Here is a 16,930-nt window from a genome sequence, read left to right as displayed (position 1 = left end):
GTCCGGGGGCGTCTTGTCACGGCATTGTTGCGTGCCGTGCGATGCGACGATGACGCCCCTGCTCGCGGACCAATACGGACATGCGTGCGGCAGCGCCCACCCCGCCCTTGTTCCCGGAGATCGCTTAAGCGACGACCTTGCTCAAAAAGGCATAGGCGTTGATGACCGCCTGCATACGCTCATGCTCGAACGGCGGGTCCTGTTCGATATAATAATGCGATACGCCCGCCGCCTCCGCCGCGGGAAGCAGCGTCTTCCAGTTCTGGATACCAGACCCGGCTTCCGCCGGATCCTGCTGCATCGTGAAATTGGGCTTGGTGCTTGCCTTGATATCCTTGACGTGCAGCGCCTGGACGCGCCCGCGCAGCCTTCGCAGCTCTGCGGCCGGATCGATGCCCGCCGCCGCCACCCAGCCCACGTCCAGTTCGATGCGGACGAGTGCGGGATCGGTTTCCCCCAAGATGATGTCCCAGCCCCGCACACCGTCCGCGAGCGGCTGGAACTCCGCATTGTGGTTGTGGTATGCCAGCGAAATGCCAAATGGCCGAAGCGCTGTGGCACGTTCGTTCAGAAGGTCCGCAGCCTTTTTCCAATAATCCGGCCCGGCTGCTTGCATGGCGGCCGCAACGGCCAGGCCCAGATTGCCTTCCTTGGGAAACACAAAGCCTTCGGGCGTCGGCGCGGAGGGCAGGACCACATTCCTGATACCAAGCGCATTCATGGCGTCGGCGATTTGCTGCGGCGGGCTTGACAGCGTGATCGCATCAGTGGTGAACGGGCCAGGCACGAACAGGTGCATCGACGTGAACTTGACGCCCGCGCGATCGGCGGCGGCGCGCAGGTCCTTGGGGGACCGCTTGAAGAAGCCGGGCAGTTCCAAGTCGGTAATGCCCAGTTTTGCAATCCGGGCCAGCGTGCCGTCCAGATCCTTCTCGATGGCATCGGCAACGGTGTAGAGCTGAAGGCCGATGGGTTTGCCGATGCGCCGGAAAAAGGGGCGCGGCGTGGCGGCCATCAGGGGATTGCTGGGCATGGCGGTCAATCCCGTGGCCGCCAGGGCGAAAAGGGCCGAGCGACGGCTAAGGTGCATGTGCAATCTCCCCTGATCGTTCACAGGCTCTGATATCGCGAAAGCGTGGCCTGATACTGCCGTCATCGCACAATAGTCAGCGCTGTCAATATTGCATTTGCTGGGATATCCGATAGCAGCCATTATTGCTTCGACGGTCAAGCCGGACTATGCCGCGCATGGCTGTTCCCGTTCCTGAACCAAGGGCTGCCTATGTTTGTCCACATCTTCACCTTCCGCTGGAAAGACGAGGCGACCCCTGCCGACAAGCAGCGGGCGGAAGCGGCCATCCGCCGCTTCGATGGACAGATAGACGGTCTGGTGTCGCTGATGCTCGGCGAGAATCAGTCGTCCAAATCTGCCCAATTCACGATGACCGGCATCATGATGTTTGCAAGCCATGATGCATTCGAGCGCTATGTGGACCACCCATTGCACGCTGCATTGCTGGAATGGCTGGTGCCCTTGATCGATGCATTCGAACTTGATTTCGAGAGTCAGGATACGCCCTGAAAACTGGCCAGCCAGACCGGACGGGATGGCCGGCGAAGCGTAGAAATGATCGAATTTGCTTGATCTTCACGGGGCGCGTCGCCATCACCACGCGATGCATGCAAGTCAGCGCCAGGCCCTGATCCTCCAGCTATTGGGCGAACGGGGTTTTGTGTCTTTCCGGGATCTCGAAGTGCAGATCAGCGGTTCCCAGGCAACCATCCGGCGCGACCTCGAAAGACTGGCGCAACAGGGCAAGCTCGTCCGCCTGCGGGGCGGGATAACGGCAATAGCGCAGGATATGGAGGCCGGGCCGTCCCCTGCCACCCTGCCCCCCCTGGCTGGCGTCCCGTTCCATGAGAATGTGTCGCGCAACCGCCAGCAAAAGGAGGCGATCGGCAAGGCCGCAGCCAACCTTTGCTCCCCTGGCGAAGGCGTGATGATCGACGGCGGATCGACCACGTTGCAAATGTGCCCGCATCTGGCCGGCCTCAACCTGCAGGTGCTGACCAACTCGCTGCACATCGTCGCCGCGCTGATCGGGCAACAGGGCACCCGCATTCTCGTGCCGTCAGGGGCCGTGTTTCCAGAACAGAACATCATCCTGTCCGTGTTCGGCGACGATGGCATGCCGCGCTTTCACGCGCCAAAGCTGTTCATGGGCGCGGCGTCGGTCGGGCCGCAGGGCCTGATGCAGGCGGATGTCGTGCTGGTCGCGGGCGAACGCCGCTTTATCGAGCGCGCCGATACGATCATCATCATGGTCGATTCCACGAAGTTCGACGGTCCTTCGGGCAATGTGGTCTGTGCGCTGGACGAGGTTGATACCATCATCACCGATGCTGGGCTTTCCGACGCCACGGCCCAGATGCTGGAACGGGCCGGCGTCAACCTGATCGTCGCCGGATAGCAGTCGCTCACGCGGCTGCTCCGGTCCCGCCCTCCCGCGATCGGGCAGTGATCAGACGATCCCGGCCCCCAGCCCCACCGGCTTGCGCTCCTGCGCCTTGCGGTCGCGATACCGGCTCTGCCGATACACCGCCAGCATGTCATAGACGCCCCCCGCCTCGACCCGCGCCCTGGCCAGGATCGGGGCAACGTCGATATTGTAGGCGCGGCGCAGCGCCTGGAACGCCATCATCGTGTCATTGCGTTCCTGCGCATCGTGCAGCGATACGCGGTCGACGAGGCTGGCCTTCACGAAGCATTGCGCGATCGTTTCGGCGGAGGAGAGCATCGATTCGATCGGGTCTGTGACATTGTGCGACTGGTCGATCATGTAGCTTGGCCGAAATTCCCCGCGTGGGTTGGCCTCCGCTTCCGCCAGTTCGTTGAACACCAGGAACAGTTGGTGGGGGTTGATCGACCCGGAATCGAGATCGTCATCGCCATATTTGCTGTCGTTGAAGTGAAAGCCCCCCAGCTTGCCGAAACGATGCAGGCGGGCCACGATCTGCTCGATATTCACGTTCGGCGCATGGTGGCCCAGGTCGACGAGGCATTTGGCCTTCGGGCCCAGTTCCTGCGCGGCGAGGAAGGATGATCCCCAATCGCTGATCACGGTCGAATAGAAAGCCGGCTCGAACATCTTATGTTCCAGCAGCATCCGCCAATCGTCCGGCAGGGCCGCGTAGATCTGGCTCGCGGCCTCCAGATAGCGGTCCAGGCTGCGCGTAAAATCCTGTTGCCCCGGAAAATTGGTGCCGTCGCCCACCCAGACCGTAAGGTCGGACGACCCCAGTTGGCGGCCGATCTCGATACATTCGATATTATGTTCGACCGCCTGCGCGCGGGCGCCGGCGTCCTGCGCTGCCAGCGATCCGTTGGCATAGCTGTGCGCCAGGCCGACCTGGTCCTGGAACGTGTTGGAATTTACCGCATCCCAGCCCAGCCCCAACGCGGCCGCTTCGTCCCGCAACGCCTGGTAGTCGCTCACCTTGTCCCACGGGAAATGCGGCGACACGCGCGGGGTCAGCCGCGATAGCTGGTTGATGACGGAACAATCTTCCAGCTTTTCGTGAATGTTCGTCGGTTCACCGGGGATGGGGAACTTGGCAAAGCGGGTGCCCCCCCGCCCGGCGCCCCACGACGGCACCGCCACGGTAAAGCCCGCCACGCGGTCCTTGATCGCATCAATGTCGACACCCGAACGCGCCAGTTTGCGGGCAAGGGCATCATAATCCTCGGCAAGGATATCGGCATGCGCCGCATTATGCTCTTCGATCAGCTCGGCTGAAATGGGTCGGTTCATCAGACTTCCTGTCCCGTCTTGCGTGCGGGCGTCATGGCCCGCCATGGTTCTGGTTCGCCGTACCAGCGATTGCGCCGGCACGCCTGCGTCCATGCGTCAGCGTGTAAAGGCCTGCACGTTGCCCGCGTCGACATTGATCATGTTGCCGGTCGACTTTGCCGATGCGTCCGATCCCAGCCAATAGGCAGCTTCCGCAATATCTTCCGGCAGCACGTCCCGCTTGAGCAGGGAGCGATTGCGATAATGTGCTTCCAGTTCGTCGCCAGGGTCGATCTTGTTGGACGCGGCGCGCTCCTTGCGCCAGTCGCCGCTCCATATCCGGCTGCCGCGTATCACGGCATCGGGGTTGACGATGTTGACGCGGATGCCGTCCGGCGCACCTTCGAGCGCAAGGCAGCGTGCCAGATGATTGGCAGCCGCCTTCGCCGATGCGTAGGCGGAAGCGCCCGCAGCCGCCGCCACGGCATTTTTCGACCCGATGAACACCACCGACGCGCCGCCCTGCTCCTTCATGCGCCTCAATAACGGCCAGGCGTGCTTCGTCGTCAGGAAATAGCCCTTCGCCAGCACATCATAGTTGCGATTCCACAGGTCCAGCGTGGTCTGCTCGATGGTGGCGGACGACGCGATGCCTGCGTTGGCGACCAGAATGTCCACGCCGCCGAACTCACGGGCGGCGTAGGCGAACGCGGCCTCGACCTGCGCCTCGTCCGTCACGTCGCAGCCGATGGCGCGCACCACGTCCTGGCCGAACTGTCCGGCCAGTTCCGCGCGCACCTGTTCGGCCGCCGCCATGTCCCGGTCCGCCAGCACCACGCAGGCTCCATCACGCAGGAAGCGCGTCGCCGTCGCTGCGCCGATTCCTCCCGCGCCTCCGGTCACGAGCGCGATCCGGCCAACCATCGGCTTGGGGGCAGGCATGCGTTGCAGCTTGGCCTCCTCAAGCAGCCAATATTCGATATCGAAGGCTTCCTGTTCATCCAACGCGATATAGTCGCCGATCGCCTCGGCACCGCGCATCACGTTGATCGCGTTGCCGTAGAATTCGCCGGCCAGCCGCGCAGTCGTCTTGTCCGTGGCAAAGGTGATCCGCCCAACGCCGGGCACCAGCACGACGACCGGGTTGGCGTCGCGCATGGCGGGGCTGTTGGGCCGCCTGCACCGCTCATAATAGGCGCCGTACATCGCCCGATAGGCGGCCACCTGTTCAGCCAGATAGGCGTCGTCCTGCAAGCGCGCGGGATCAAGCATGAGCGGCGCGATCTTCGTCCGCAGGAAGTGATCGGGACAGGAGGTGCCCAGGGCGGAGAGACGTTCGAAGTCGACCGATCCGACAAATTCCAGCGCGGCCGCATCGTCGGAGAAATGGCCGAGCTTGCGCCGCGCCCCGGTCATGAACCCGCGCAACCGGGGCATCAGGTCGGCGGCGATCGCCGCCCGATCCGGGTTGGCGGCCACTTTCCGCCCACCAAAGGCTGGCCGGCCGGCCAGACGATCGTTCAGATAGGTCGCCGCGTCCGCGATCAGTTCGATGGTATGTTCGTAGCAGGCCTTGGCGCTGTCCGCCCAGCAGATGATGCCATGACCGGCGAGCATGACGCCTTCGACGCCGGGATTGGCGGCGACGAAATCGCGCAGCATGACGCCCAGCGTATAGCCCGGCCGCTTCCACGGCAGCCAGCCGATCCGGCCGCCCCAGATCGCCTGCGTCGCCGCCTCGCCGCCTGACGAGGCCGCAAGGGCGATGATCGCATCCGGGTGGACATGATCGACATGGGCAAAGGGGAGCAGCGCGTGCAGCGGCGTGTCGATCGAGGCGGCGCGGCTGTTCAGATTGAAGGTGCAATGCGGCAGATAGCCGACCATCTTGTCATCGTCGTCCGGCCCGGAATAATGCGCTTCCAGCCCCAGAAGCCGGTCCTGATAAAGGGTGGAGAAGCCGTCGAGCTTCATCGAGCCGATATCGCCGCCCGATCCCTTGACCCACAAGACCTCCACCTCTTTGCCGGACAGCGGATCGGTTTCGATCAGCTTGGCCGAGGTATTGCCGCCACCGAAATTGGTGACGGTCAGGTCCGACCCCAGCAGGTTGGAGCGATAAAGGAGCAACTCGGCCGGGCCAAGCGTCGCCGCGAGCGCGTCGTCCCAACGGCTGGTGGGCACGGCAAAGGGGATTGCGGCGATAAGCTTGGACTCAGCGTTCATGACATCCTCAACACAATTGGCGGCACTTGCTCCCGCCGCGTCAGCCTCTATCCTTTTTACTGGAAATGATCAAGAATGATTGATAGTGATCGAATTTAAGAAATGAGAGAGAGGAGGAAGCGCCTTGGACACCGGCGTCACTGTCGTCATTGACCTGGGCAAGACGCTGAGCAAGGTGAGCCTGTGGGATCGCGCCGGCCAGATGCTGGACCGGCAGGTACGCCCGAACCGCCCGATCATTGACGGCGGTTTGCGCCGGCTGGACGCCGACGGGATCGGCGACTGGCTGATCGAGTGCCTGTCCCGCTACAGCGGCCATCCGGTCCAACGCATCATCCCGGTCGGCCATGGCGCAGGCGTCGCGGCGCTGATCGACGGTCGCCTGGCCTTTGCCCCGCTCGATTATGAGCAGGCGATTCCCGACGACATACTGGCGGCCTATCGGGCGGAACGCGATCCCTTCGCGATCACAGGATCGCCCGCGCTGCCTGCGGGGCTTAATATCGGCAGCCAGCTTTACTGGTTGCAGCACCTGTATCCCCGGCAGATGGCAGAGGCCACGCTGCTGCCCTGGGCACAATATTGGGCCTGGTTCCTGACCGGCCGCGCGGTGAGCGAAGTCACCAGCCTGGGGTGTCATAGCGATGTGTGGTCCCCTGCGATCGCGCGCTTCTCGCCGATGGCCACCCGGCTGGGCTGGGCTGATCGCTTCGCCCCGCTCGTCGGTGCAGGCGATATCGTGGGACCGATCAGCGATCGCGTGGCGAACGCGACGGGACTTCCCGCGGGCGTGTCGGTCCTGGCGGGATTGCATGATTCCAATGCAGCCCTGCTCGCTGCCAGAGGATATGCCGGGATCGACGGACAAGAAGCGACCGTCCTGTCGACAGGCACATGGTTCATCGCCATGCGCCTCACCCCGGATGAGTTGGACCTTGCAGCCCTGCCGGAGGCGCGCGATTGCCTGGTCAATGTCGACGCCTATGGCAGCCCCGTTCCCTCAGCGCGTTTCATGGGCGGACGCGAGATCGAAACGGTGATCGAGATCGACACCCGACAGGTGGACATCAAGCCCGACCAGCCCCTGCTGCGCGCCGCCGTGCCAACGATATGCGCGAACGGTTCAATGATCCTGCCGACGCTGGCGCCGGGTGCCGGCCCTTTCCCGCACGGTCATGCGGACTGGGTAAACCGGCCGGACGACTGGATCGAGCGGCGCGCCGCCGCCTGCCTCTACGCCGCCCTCGTCGCAGATGTATCGCTCGACCTGATCGGGACGCGAGAGCAGCTTTTGATCGAGGGGCGGTTTGCCGCGGCGGAGGTATTCGTCCGGGCGCTCGCCAGCCTGCGGCCGGATCTGCGGATCTATATCGCAAATGCGCAGAATGACGTGTCCTTCGGCGCGTTGCGACTGATCAACCCGGCGCTGCGCCCCGACGGGCAGTTGGTGCGCGCCGAACCGCTGCCATGCGATCTAGGCACCTATCGCCATGCTTGGCGAGCGGCCATCGCGGATCGCAACGGAGGGCCACGGGGATGATCACCGCCTCGATCGCCGATTTCAGCAGAGCCGCAATATCTATTGCCATGGCGCTGACGGGAACAACCCGCATCGCCGATATCGACCGGACCATTCTGGCAGGGAAAGCCTGAACATGACTGCTGTAACGCATACCGACACCATGACCGGCAAGGAACATTGGCGGAATACGATCATCGCCGGACTGGCCAACTATATCGATGCGGGGTCCATCGTGTCGGGTTCCGTCGCCCTGGCGCTGTGGAAAGAGCAATATGATCTGTCCGACAATTTCATCGGCCTGATCGGCGCCTTTTCCGCCAACGCGATCTCCGCTGGCGTCGGTGCGCTGATCGGCGGTCGCCTGTGCGACATCTTTGGCCGCAAGAAAATCTATCAGTTCGATATGCTCTTTTATGCGTTCGGCATGCTGTTTCTGATCTTCGCGGCCGCGCCGTGGATGATCATCACCGGGTTCCTGCTCGTCGGCCTGGCGGTGGGCGCGGACATTCCCGCATCCTGGTCGCTCATCGCCGAACAGGCACCCGACCATAAACGGGCGGCTCATTCCGGGGTCGCGCAGATTCTCTGGTATCTGGGGCCGGTCGCCATCCTTGCCGCCGCCTATTTCCTCAAACCGTTCGGCATCGACGGCGTTCGCTGGCTGTTCATCCACCTCGCCACCCTGGCGCTCGCCCTCACCTTCCTGCGATCGAGGATGCGCGAATCGGAACGCTGGGAGGAAAGCGCGGCAGCGGCGGAGGCGACCGGAACGGTGACGGGCTGGTCCGATGTCCTGGCCCCCCGCCATCTGGCCGCGATACTGTATCTCGTGACGATGTACGGGATGTGGAACCTGTGGGCTGGATATAACGGCTTCTTCACCCCCTATCTGATCGCGCAGAACAACCTGCCCGAATGGGCCGAGACGGTGGTGCCGGCCAGCTATTTCCTGGTCGGCATGCTGTCGATCTTCTTCGTCTTCATGCGTCTGGCCGATCGCGTCAACCAGCGTGCGCTATTTGCCATTTCCGCCATTCTTCACGTCGTCGGGATGATGGTGCTGGCGATTTTCGGCTTCACCCTGACGGCCGTTATCATCCATATAGTCATCATGGGTGTCGCCGGCGGCTTTGGGGCACAAAGCTTCTTCCAGCTATGGAGTTCCGAACTGTTCCCGACCGCGATCCGATCGACCGCCCAGGGACTGGCCTTCGCGATCGTGCGTATCGGTCTGGGCATCTGGAGCCTCGCCGTGCCTGCGCTTGCCGCGCGCAACTTCACCGAACTGGCCTGGATCCTGACCGGCTTCCTGGTGATCAGCGGCGTTGTCGGCGCAATCTGGGCACCGCGCAACGAGGGCAAGTCGCTGGAGCAGCTAGCGGCGGACTCGGCCAAAATCTCCACATGATCATTCTCGCCGCCCCCATCTTCATGGCGCGCGGAAGCAACGCAGACCTGATTGTAAAGGCCCGGACATGACATTCTCTCTAGACCGCCGCCACGCCTTGCTGGGAGCGGCCGCAACATTGTTATCCGCCACGTCGGTGACAGCGCGCGACGCCCTCAAGATGCCGGACGGCGCGGGGCCGCTCACCCCTGGCTGGCTGGCGGCGCCGACGATCCGCTTGTGGCGGGGCCTTCCACCCGGCGGCCCGGCCCATATCCCGTCCAAGCCCGCATCCTGGGGGCCGAGCTTTGCAAGGGGGGTCAGCGACCCGGAGTTGCGCGTCTTCGTGCCACGGACACCCAATGGCCGCGCCATGCTCATCATCCCCGGCGGCGGCTACACGGCGCTTTCCCTTCGCGGCGAGGGCAGCGACATTGCCGATGCCCTCACGGCTGCGGGCTACACCGCATTTGTCCTCGTCTATCGCCTACCCGACGAGGGCTGGCAGAAACGCGCGGACGTGCCGCTGCAGGACGCCCAGCGCGCTATCCGTCATGTTCGATCACTGGCCGGGCGCTACGGCTATGCGGCCGAAACCGTCGGCGTGCTGGGCTTTTCCGCGGGCGGACATCTCGCGGCCAGCCTGCTCACCGGGTTTGCCGAGCGGGTGTACACGCCGCGCGATCAAATCGACAGCCTCAGCGCCCGCCCGCATATCGCTGGCCTGATCTATCCGGTCACGACGTTGCAGGCGCCCTATGGCCTGCCATTTGTCACCGACGCCCTTTTGGGTCCGGCGGCGCCCCCCCAGTTGATCCGGCAGCGCAGTCCGCTCGATCATGTCGCACAGGACACGCCGCCCGCCTTTCTGGCGCATGCCTTCGATGATCAGACGGTGCCCTATCAGAACAGCGTCCTGTTCGCCGACGCGATGAAGGCCGCGTCCCGCCCCGTGGAACTTCATCTCTTCGAAGAAGGCGGGCATGGATTTGGGGTTGGCCCTTCCAATGCGCCGGCGGGCCAGTGGATGAACCTGTTCACGTCATTCCTGGACCGCCACTATTGAACAGCCCACACGCCCCAATGATCGAAATAGAATAGATTTGATTGAAAACGATTTTTAGCTGGGGCATGTTGCCTTTGACAAGCCTGAATGATGTGAGAAAAGGGAGAGTGCGGATGGCTCGCGCGACGCGCTATTGGATGGGCATACGCTTTTGCGCGCTCACGATGCTGGCAGGGCCGGTCGCGGCCGACACCCTCTCCGATCAATTTGCGACCCCGCCGCAATCGGCCCGCCCGCGGGTCTGGTGGCACTGGATGAACGGCAATATCACCGAGGAAGGCATCAAGCTGGACCTGGAGTGGATGGCCAGGGTCGGCATCGGTGGCGTGCAGAATTTCGACGCGCAGCTTGCAACGCCGCAGGTCGTCGACAAGCGGCTGGCCTATATGACGCCCGAATGGAAACAGGCCTTCCGGTTCGCCGCCCGAACCGCCGACACGCTTGGGCTGGAACTGGCCATCGCCAGTTCGCCGGGCTGGAGCGAAACCGGCGGTCCGTGGGTTCAGCCCCAGGACGGCATGAAAAAGCTGGTCTGGTCGGAAACCGACATCGTCGGCGGCCGGCGGTTTACCGGCAAGCTGGCACCGCCGCCGGTCGTCACCGGCCCGTTTCAGGACATGACGAACCCGCCCAGCCTGCTCACCACGATGCGGGGCGCAGGTGAAAAACAGGGGCCGTCCTTCTATCGCGATATCGTCACGATCGCCTATCGCGACAGCGGCAAAGCGTTGCCCATGCCGCGCTACTCCACGTCGTCGGGACAGACCGACTTTGCCACGCTCACCGATGGCCGCTACGCCGAAGGCATCGAGATCACGTCCGGCACGGCCGATGATCCGGCCTGGCTCCGGGCGGATTTCACGCAGTCACAGGTGGTGCGCTCGGCCACGCTGTCGCTATCGTCCGAACGCAAATCGAACGAAGGGCCCTTCACGCCCATCCTGGAAGCGAGCTCGGATGGCAAGACCTTCCGTGAAGTCGCCCGCTTCGCCGGGACCAGTCCGCGCAGCACCGTCAGTTTTCCGGCAGTGACCGCAACGGCGCTTCGTATCCGTTTCCGGCATAACGCCCCCACCTATCCCATTCCTTCCCCCTGGGCAGCCGGAGTGGACCTTTCCCCGGTGGCCGCCCTGTCCGGCAGCGTTCCGAAAACGCTGAAGGTTACAGAACTGGCGTTCCACGCCGAACCACGGGTCAATCGGTCGGAGGAAAAGGCGGCCTTCGCGCTTGCCCCCGATTATTATGCGATAGAAACCGCGCCAGGCAACGGCCCACGTCTCGCCGACATGGTGGACGTGAGCGACAAGGTCCGGTCCGATGGCACGCTCGACTGGACGCCCCCGGCCGGGCGCTGGAAAGTCTTGCGGTTCGGCTATTCGTTGATCGGGACGGAAAATCACCCGGCCACACCCGAAGCGACGGGCCTGGAAGTCGACAAATTCGATGCGTCCGCCGTCCGCCGCTACATCAACACCTATCTCGACAGCTATGTGCAGGCCGCCGGTCCCGACCTGATCGGCAAGAATGGCGTGCGCGCGATGGTGAATGACAGCATCGAAGCGGGCGCCGCCAACTGGACGGACGGCCTGCTGCCGGAATTCCAGCGGCGCCGGGGATATGACGCCACACGCTGGCTGCCGGCGCTGACGGGCGTGATCATCGACACGGCCGCCCGCACCGACGCCTTCCTCTATGATTTCCGCAAGACGCTCAGCGAGCTGATCGCGCAGGCGCATTATGGCACGCTGGCCGAGGAATTGCACAAACGCAATCTGATCCATTACAGCGAAGCGCTGGAAATGTACCGTCCTTCCATCGGTGACGACATGGCGATGCGGCGCCATGCGGATATCCCGATGGCGGCCTTGTGGGTGTTCGACACGCAGAAGCCAGGGCCGGACCCGCGCCTGATGGGCGACATCCGTGGCGCCGCCTCCGTCGCCCATGTCTATGGCCAGAACATCGTCGCCGCCGAATCGCTGACGTCGAGCATGCAATATTGGTCTTATGCCCCGGCCGACCTCAAGCCGATGATCGACCTGGAGTTCGCGCTGGGGGTCAACCGGCCCGTCATCCACACGTCGGTCCACCAGCCGGTCACGGAAAAGGCGCCCGGCCTGTCGCTCTGGATATTCGGACAATTTTTCAACCGCCAGGATACATGGGCGGAGATGGCGAAGCCGTGGGTCTCCTACATGTCGCGCAGCGCCTATATGCTGCAACAGGGCCGTTTTGCTGCGGATGTCGCCTATTTTTACGGGGAAGAGGCGCCGCTGACCGCGCTTTACCAGGACAAATTATGGGCCGATGTGCCGGCGACGACCGGGATGGATTATGTCAACGCCGATGCGCTGGTCAACCAGCTTGCCAATGACGGTGCGGACATCGTGGCGCGCAGCGGCGCACGGTACAAGCTGATCTTTCTGGGTGGCACCAGCAGACGGATGACGTTGCCCGTGCTGCGAAAGCTGGACGCGCTGGTGCGCGGCGGCGCAACCGTGGCGGGCATGAAGCCCACCGGCACCCCCAGCCTGTCCGACGATGCCGCCGAGTTCGCCCGAATGGCCGACCGGCTATGGGGAGGGGACAGCGGGCGCGGACGGATCATCGAGGCGGCCGATGTCAACGCCGCTCTGGCGGCGCTGAAGCTCGTTCCCGATTTCGACCATAGCAAGCCGTCACCCGACACGCATGTTATGTTCGTTCATCGCACGCTGCCAACGTCCGACATCTATTATTTCACTAGCCGCTCCGGCCATCAGGAAAAGCTGGACCTGCGTTTCCGAACGGTTGGCATTCCCGAATATTGGGATGCGGAGACCGGCCGCTCCACGCCCCTGAGCTATCGGATCGAAGATGGTCGCACGATCATACCCATGACACTGGAGCCCCGGCAATCCGGCTTCGTGGTCTTTCGCGGGGGGCAGGACGTGCCACCGTCCCGAACCGTCGCGGCGTCGCAAAGGCGGATGCTGACCTCCATCGAAGGAGATTGGGACGTCAGCTTCCAGCCGGGGCGCGGGGCGCCGTCGGGGACTCGATCGCTGCCTGCGGCCGACTGGTCGGCCAGCAGCGACGCCGGGACGCGCTATTTTTCCGGCACGGCGACCTACCGGAAAAATGTCTCGCTGCCGGCGGATGCCTTTGGCGCGGGCAAGCGCATCTATCTCGACCTCGGCAAGGTCGGCGACGTCGCCGAGGTGCTGATCAACGGCAAAGCGGCTGGGATCGCCTGGAAAGCGCCCTATCGGCTCGACGTGACCAAGTGGGTTCAGCGCGGCCGCAACAGCCTTGAAGTGCGCGTCGCGAACCTGTGGGTCAACCGTCTCGTCGGCGATGCCCAGCCCGGCGCGAAACCGATCGCCTACACCACCATGCCGACATACACCGCCGACGCGCCGCTCCGGCCTTCGGGCTTGATGGGGCCGGTGCGTATCGAACTGGAAACGCCCTGATCCCCGTCGGGGGCGAAACATTCTGCACGGCATTTCGCGTCATCAGGGTGATCCGCACCATCATCCGGGCGATTGCCCTGATTGCGATCAGCAAGCGCCGGAAGTTCTTGATGTTTAGGAATGTCGCGGCCGCCCTCAAAGACTGACGAAGAGAACGCACCGCATTTGCCCCTTTTGGGTTTGGGGGCGGCAGGCGCGATGGGGCTGGCGTCGCCGATGGCGAGATTGGGAGCGTAAACTTTCCACGTGTCGGCGCTGTTGCGGGCGTTGTGGACTTTGGAGGGGATGGCGAGCAGGCTGCCCTCGATCCGCCTATCGCTGCCGGTCAGGCCGTTCGTCTCCGCGATCATGTACCAGAAGCTGGCGTCGCCCCACAGCGCCAGGGCGATCCCCTCCAGCGTGTCGCCAGCCTGTACGGTGTAGCTGGACGCAGTACGATCCTGCCCACCCGGCAGCAGCCTGTGAAGTTGCAAAGTTCACACCGTCGCAGGGCGCATATTTGTGCGGTTGCGGGATGGCGGTGGCGTTTTGCAAAACGGGCGACGTGCTTCACGCGGAGGCGCGAGGACGCGGCGGGAATGGTGCGGAACTTCGCCACGTTCGTTCATGGCGCATGTGAGGAATTTGAGCGAAATTTGCGGGCGACGGGCGCGGTTGTGCTGTCGGGCAAGGGGGCGGACGATGGGAAGGAGCCGGAGCGAGGATAGCAGCGACGGGGCGTGCAGGACAGGGCGCTCAGCAGTCGGCGGTGGACCCGGACAAGGCGGGGTCGAGCCGGGTCACGATCAGCGTGTCGCCCTCGCGCACGAAGTCCAGCCCCGCCACAAGCTGGTCGCGCTGAGCGACCGATAACGCCTGTTCGCTGAACAGTTTTTGGCAACCCGTTGCAACAAGCCCACTTCCTGCGCCTCCAGCCCCGCAACCTGCTCGACCGTCGACGTTCTGGCATAGCCGATCAACATATCCGCACCTCGATCCCTGAAAGATCGAGCCTAGCCGAGTGCCGGGTGCGGTCCAGCATGATTAGCGCATCGCATTGATATTATTGATCTATTCTCATGAGGCCCAAGAGGCGGTGATAATCCGCCTCAATGATCCCCGCACCCCCCTTGCGAGACACATCGCCCGCGTGCCGTCCAGTCTCACGGCAGCAGGACCGTGCGAGGCACTTTCGGTAATCTACAAGTCTTCTCCAATCCTCTCCAACTCATCACGCATTTTAGCAGAAAATCTTACGATCTGATCCTTATCAAATCCGCAATATGTTGGAAGAGAAGGCACTGGAACATTTTGTGCTAAGGCTGCTCCGCATCTAATTATGTAACGCAGTTCATCAACGCTGATATTAACCTGAACCGTGCTTTGTTCATTCATTTTATTACCTTCCGTTCGGAACGGGGTCATACCCTGGCAGTCGTGCATTTCGCGGCACTTGCGAATTTAGGTAGTTCTCCCATCCAACACCGTAATCTGGCCGAAATGCAGTGACCTCACCTCTTGATCCGCTGATTACGATAGTTCTGGTTGTTTCATCTAAGTAATATTTTGTTCCATCCGATGCGCATCTGGTCGGAGTGGCTGGGTTGCTTACAATTTTTTCCACAAAATTCTGGAACTGTGCCTTCGTTCTGATCCCCAAGGGAGCAAACTCGCCACCTGCCAGATGTTTTGCAAGAGCATGGCCGTTTGCAACTTCCTCGGCAAGAAGTTGCGGCCCCAGACGCGCGCCGTTTGCTGCACTGGCAGTGCCCAGATTTTCTGTGATGATGATACCAGTATCAACGGTGGCAGCGGTTCGGCCTCCAACAGTCAATAGGCTACCTGCCCCTCGCAGCGCCGGAGCCACGATAAGTGCATCGCCAAGGAGTTCTCCTTTGGTAATTGGCGCGGTATATCCAGCGGCAGGGCTATCAAATCCGACATAGGACGACATTGGGATGCCGCCAAAGATATTTGTTCCGAAAAAGCGATCGATCCTGTCACCAATGCTGCGCCCTTGTTTTAGTGCCTCATCCTTCAGGTCGCGTGCCGTAACAACTATGTCAGCGAAATACTGTTCTTCGGGGCTTGGCCCTTCGGTTCTGCTGCCTGTGCTTGCCTGAGCAAACTTCCCTGATCGTTTCGGGTCGCCATTTCCAGCCACAGCGTCTGCTGCCAAGTTCCCAACCGTATTGCCTATAATACTTGGCAGCGATGACATGAGTGTGTCGCCGAAGCTGTTGCCGGCGATGAGCGATTCCCCTGCGGCGGCGGCGATGCCACCTGCCATGCCGGAGACAAATTGCTGCCCACGGCTGGCCCAGCGCGAGGCAGCGTCTGCAAATGACCGGCCTATCACGCTGCCTATGCCCGCCCCTATGCCCGCGGTGGCCACGCCTGCCCAGTTAAACTTGCCTTGCAGGCCAGTTGCGACACCGATGCCCTGCGTCGCAATGCTCGATACGATGCCGCGACCGGCGGACGCGAGCCACCCCCCTCCGAACAAACCATCTGTCCCGGTATTCAGGCCCAGCATATTGCCCTTAGGTCCGATGCCTGCGGTGATACCCCCAGCCAGCGCAGAGAGAGCAAAGCCCTTCAAATCGAACTTGCTCTGCAGGCCAGTTGCAAGACCCACCGCCTGGCTTGCCGCACTGCCCAGTGCACCGGCTATCAGACCCTGACCGAAGATTACACTGGTTCCAGCCGTCGAAGGCAGCGCGATGATTGTCACCGCCACCGCGATGGCGACAAGCATGATCTGTCCGAACACCCCGCACTTGGCCTTCTTCGGCGGTTTGGCGGCGGAGGGAAACAGGTCGCCTATCGCTTCATTGGGATCATAGACGCGATAGGTGTCGGCGTTGTTGTGGCTGTTGTGCACCTTGTTGGGGATGATGATGCTCATCCCCGCCACCAGATCGTTCGAACTCGACATGCCGTTGACGTCGGCAATCAAGTACCAGTAGCTCGCGTCGCCCCAGACGGAAAGCGCGATGCTCTCGAAGCTGTCGCCGGACGCGACGGTATAGCGGGCACACGCCTCCTCATAGGAGAGGCCGTTGATCGGGTCATAGCTCTGATCGAAATCGGCATAGGGGACGGCGCTGTCCAGACCACCCCGGAAGGCCCCGTAGAGGCCCGCGCCATCGTTGCGCTGGTCGATGCAACGCCTTGCCATTCGCCGGAATTGGCAGATGTTTCGTTGGCGTTATAATAATAGGTTGAGATGCTGCCCCATGTTCCATCGGAACGAACGGATGTTACTACATCCGAGGAAACCTGGCTTTCCAACACCCGCCAGTTCGGTGAAGATGCGGGGGAACACCCCCAGGCGGCTCCAACGCCGCGCTTTACGGCGAGTTTGGCAGGGTGCGTTTGCCTGTATCGAGGGGGTGTTGTTTGGCGGGGCCTGGAGCAAATCCCTGTTGCGTTTGCGTCGGGGCTTTTTTTGCCGTGATGTTTTTGTTTGCGGTGGAGCGCAAAAAACCCGCCTTGCGGGCG

At 62.6% G+C, this 16,930-nt stretch carries 12 protein-coding genes; 6 read left to right on the top strand and 6 right to left on the bottom strand.

The annotated features are described in order from the left end of the window. Nucleotides 1-124: 124 nt before the first annotated feature. Complete coding sequence (locus tag Q4610_RS16385; RefSeq protein WP_304537046.1) at nt 125-1,033, bottom strand: sugar phosphate isomerase/epimerase family protein; 909 nt, start codon at nt 1,031-1,033, stop codon at nt 125-127. 249 nt (nt 1,034-1,282) lie between these two features. On the opposite strand from Q4610_RS16385, the gene Q4610_RS16380 reads away from it, so the two are divergent. Continuing rightward, nucleotides 1,283-1,582, top strand: a complete 300-nt coding sequence (locus Q4610_RS16380) for a Dabb family protein (protein WP_304537045.1) — start codon at nt 1,283-1,285, stop codon at nt 1,580-1,582. A 94-nt stretch (nt 1,583-1,676) separates the two neighbouring features. Next, entirely contained in the window at nt 1,677-2,471 is a 795-nt protein-coding gene (locus tag Q4610_RS16375; protein WP_304537044.1) for a DeoR/GlpR family DNA-binding transcription regulator, read from the top strand. Nucleotides 2,472-2,522: 51 nt separating this feature from the next. Here the strand turns inward: Q4610_RS16375 and Q4610_RS16370 are convergent, their stop codons facing one another. Beyond that, entirely contained in the window at nt 2,523-3,812 is a 1,290-nt protein-coding gene (locus Q4610_RS16370; RefSeq protein ID WP_304537043.1) for a sugar isomerase, read from the bottom strand. Nucleotides 3,813-3,908: 96 nt separating this feature from the next. Beyond that, the gene (locus tag Q4610_RS16365) at nt 3,909-6,017 is read right to left on the bottom strand and encodes a bifunctional rhamnulose-1-phosphate aldolase/short-chain dehydrogenase (RefSeq protein ID WP_304537042.1); all 2,109 of its coding nucleotides are present in this window, start codon (nt 6,015-6,017) and stop codon (nt 3,909-3,911) included. A 124-nt stretch (nt 6,018-6,141) separates the two neighbouring features. Between Q4610_RS16365 and Q4610_RS16360 the strand changes: the two genes are divergently transcribed. The 4 genes from Q4610_RS16360 to Q4610_RS16345 all read left to right on the top strand — a co-directional run bounded on the left by Q4610_RS16360 (nt 6,142) and on the right by Q4610_RS16345 (nt 13,447). Beyond that, entirely contained in the window at nt 6,142-7,557 is a 1,416-nt protein-coding gene (locus Q4610_RS16360; RefSeq protein WP_304537041.1) for an FGGY-family carbohydrate kinase, read from the top strand. A gap of 115 nt (nt 7,558-7,672) precedes the next feature. Further along, nucleotides 7,673-8,947: an MFS transporter gene (locus Q4610_RS16355; RefSeq protein ID WP_304537040.1), complete on the top strand. Its 1,275-nt coding sequence runs from the start codon at nt 7,673-7,675 to the stop codon at nt 8,945-8,947. A gap of 67 nt (nt 8,948-9,014) precedes the next feature. Then, nucleotides 9,015-9,992 (top strand): alpha/beta hydrolase, encoded by a 978-nt coding sequence (locus Q4610_RS16350; protein WP_304537039.1) that lies wholly within the window; start codon nt 9,015-9,017, stop codon nt 9,990-9,992. A gap of 113 nt (nt 9,993-10,105) precedes the next feature. After that, on the top strand, nt 10,106-13,447 hold the full coding sequence (locus Q4610_RS16345) for a glycosyl hydrolase (RefSeq protein ID WP_304537038.1): 3,342 nt from the start codon (nt 10,106-10,108) through the stop codon (nt 13,445-13,447). Here Q4610_RS16345 and Q4610_RS16340 read toward each other — a convergent pair. From Q4610_RS16340 to Q4610_RS16330, 3 genes are all read right to left on the bottom strand, one after another. Next, nucleotides 13,357-13,920, bottom strand: a complete 564-nt coding sequence (locus Q4610_RS16340; protein WP_304537037.1) for a LysM peptidoglycan-binding domain-containing protein — start codon at nt 13,918-13,920, stop codon at nt 13,357-13,359. The two genes, Q4610_RS16345 and Q4610_RS16340, sit on opposite strands and share 91 nt — an antisense overlap. Nucleotides 13,921-14,626: 706 nt before the next feature. Beyond that, the gene (locus tag Q4610_RS16335; RefSeq protein WP_304537036.1) at nt 14,627-14,821 is read right to left on the bottom strand and encodes a hypothetical protein; all 195 of its coding nucleotides are present in this window, start codon (nt 14,819-14,821) and stop codon (nt 14,627-14,629) included. A 4-nt stretch (nt 14,822-14,825) separates the two neighbouring features. Beyond that, entirely contained in the window at nt 14,826-16,607 is a 1,782-nt protein-coding gene (locus Q4610_RS16330) for a LysM peptidoglycan-binding domain-containing protein (RefSeq protein WP_304537035.1), read from the bottom strand. Nucleotides 16,608-16,930 lie beyond the last annotated feature (323 nt).

The organism is Sphingobium cyanobacteriorum, from assembly GCF_030580935.1.
GTDB classification, from domain to species: Bacteria; Pseudomonadota; Alphaproteobacteria; order Sphingomonadales; family Sphingomonadaceae; genus Sphingobium; species Sphingobium cyanobacteriorum.
This window is presented reverse-complemented; position numbering and strand designations above follow the sequence as displayed.

Excerpts from the sequence above, each read along its gene's own strand:
- Q4610_RS16345 (WP_304537038.1), top strand. The coding sequence starts at position 10,106 with ATGGCTCGCGCGACGCGCTATTGGATGGGCATACGCTTTTGCGCGCTC.
- Q4610_RS16380 (WP_304537045.1), top strand. The coding sequence starts at position 1,283 with ATGTTTGTCCACATCTTCACCTTCCGCTGGAAAGACGAGGCGACCCCT.
- Q4610_RS16330 (WP_304537035.1), bottom strand. The coding sequence starts at position 16,607 with ATGGCAAGGCGTTGCATCGACCAGCGCAACGATGGCGCGGGCCTCTAC.
- Q4610_RS16370 (WP_304537043.1), bottom strand. The coding sequence starts at position 3,812 with ATGAACCGACCCATTTCAGCCGAGCTGATCGAAGAGCATAATGCGGCG.
- Q4610_RS16350 (WP_304537039.1), top strand. The coding sequence starts at position 9,015 with ATGACATTCTCTCTAGACCGCCGCCACGCCTTGCTGGGAGCGGCCGCA.
- Q4610_RS16335 (WP_304537036.1), bottom strand. The coding sequence starts at position 14,821 with ATGAATGAACAAAGCACGGTTCAGGTTAATATCAGCGTTGATGAACTG.
- Q4610_RS16385 (WP_304537046.1), bottom strand. The coding sequence starts at position 1,033 with ATGCCCAGCAATCCCCTGATGGCCGCCACGCCGCGCCCCTTTTTCCGG.
- Q4610_RS16375 (WP_304537044.1), top strand. The coding sequence starts at position 1,677 with ATGCATGCAAGTCAGCGCCAGGCCCTGATCCTCCAGCTATTGGGCGAA.
- Q4610_RS16365 (WP_304537042.1), bottom strand. The coding sequence starts at position 6,017 with ATGAACGCTGAGTCCAAGCTTATCGCCGCAATCCCCTTTGCCGTGCCC.
- Q4610_RS16355 (WP_304537040.1), top strand. The coding sequence starts at position 7,673 with ATGACTGCTGTAACGCATACCGACACCATGACCGGCAAGGAACATTGG.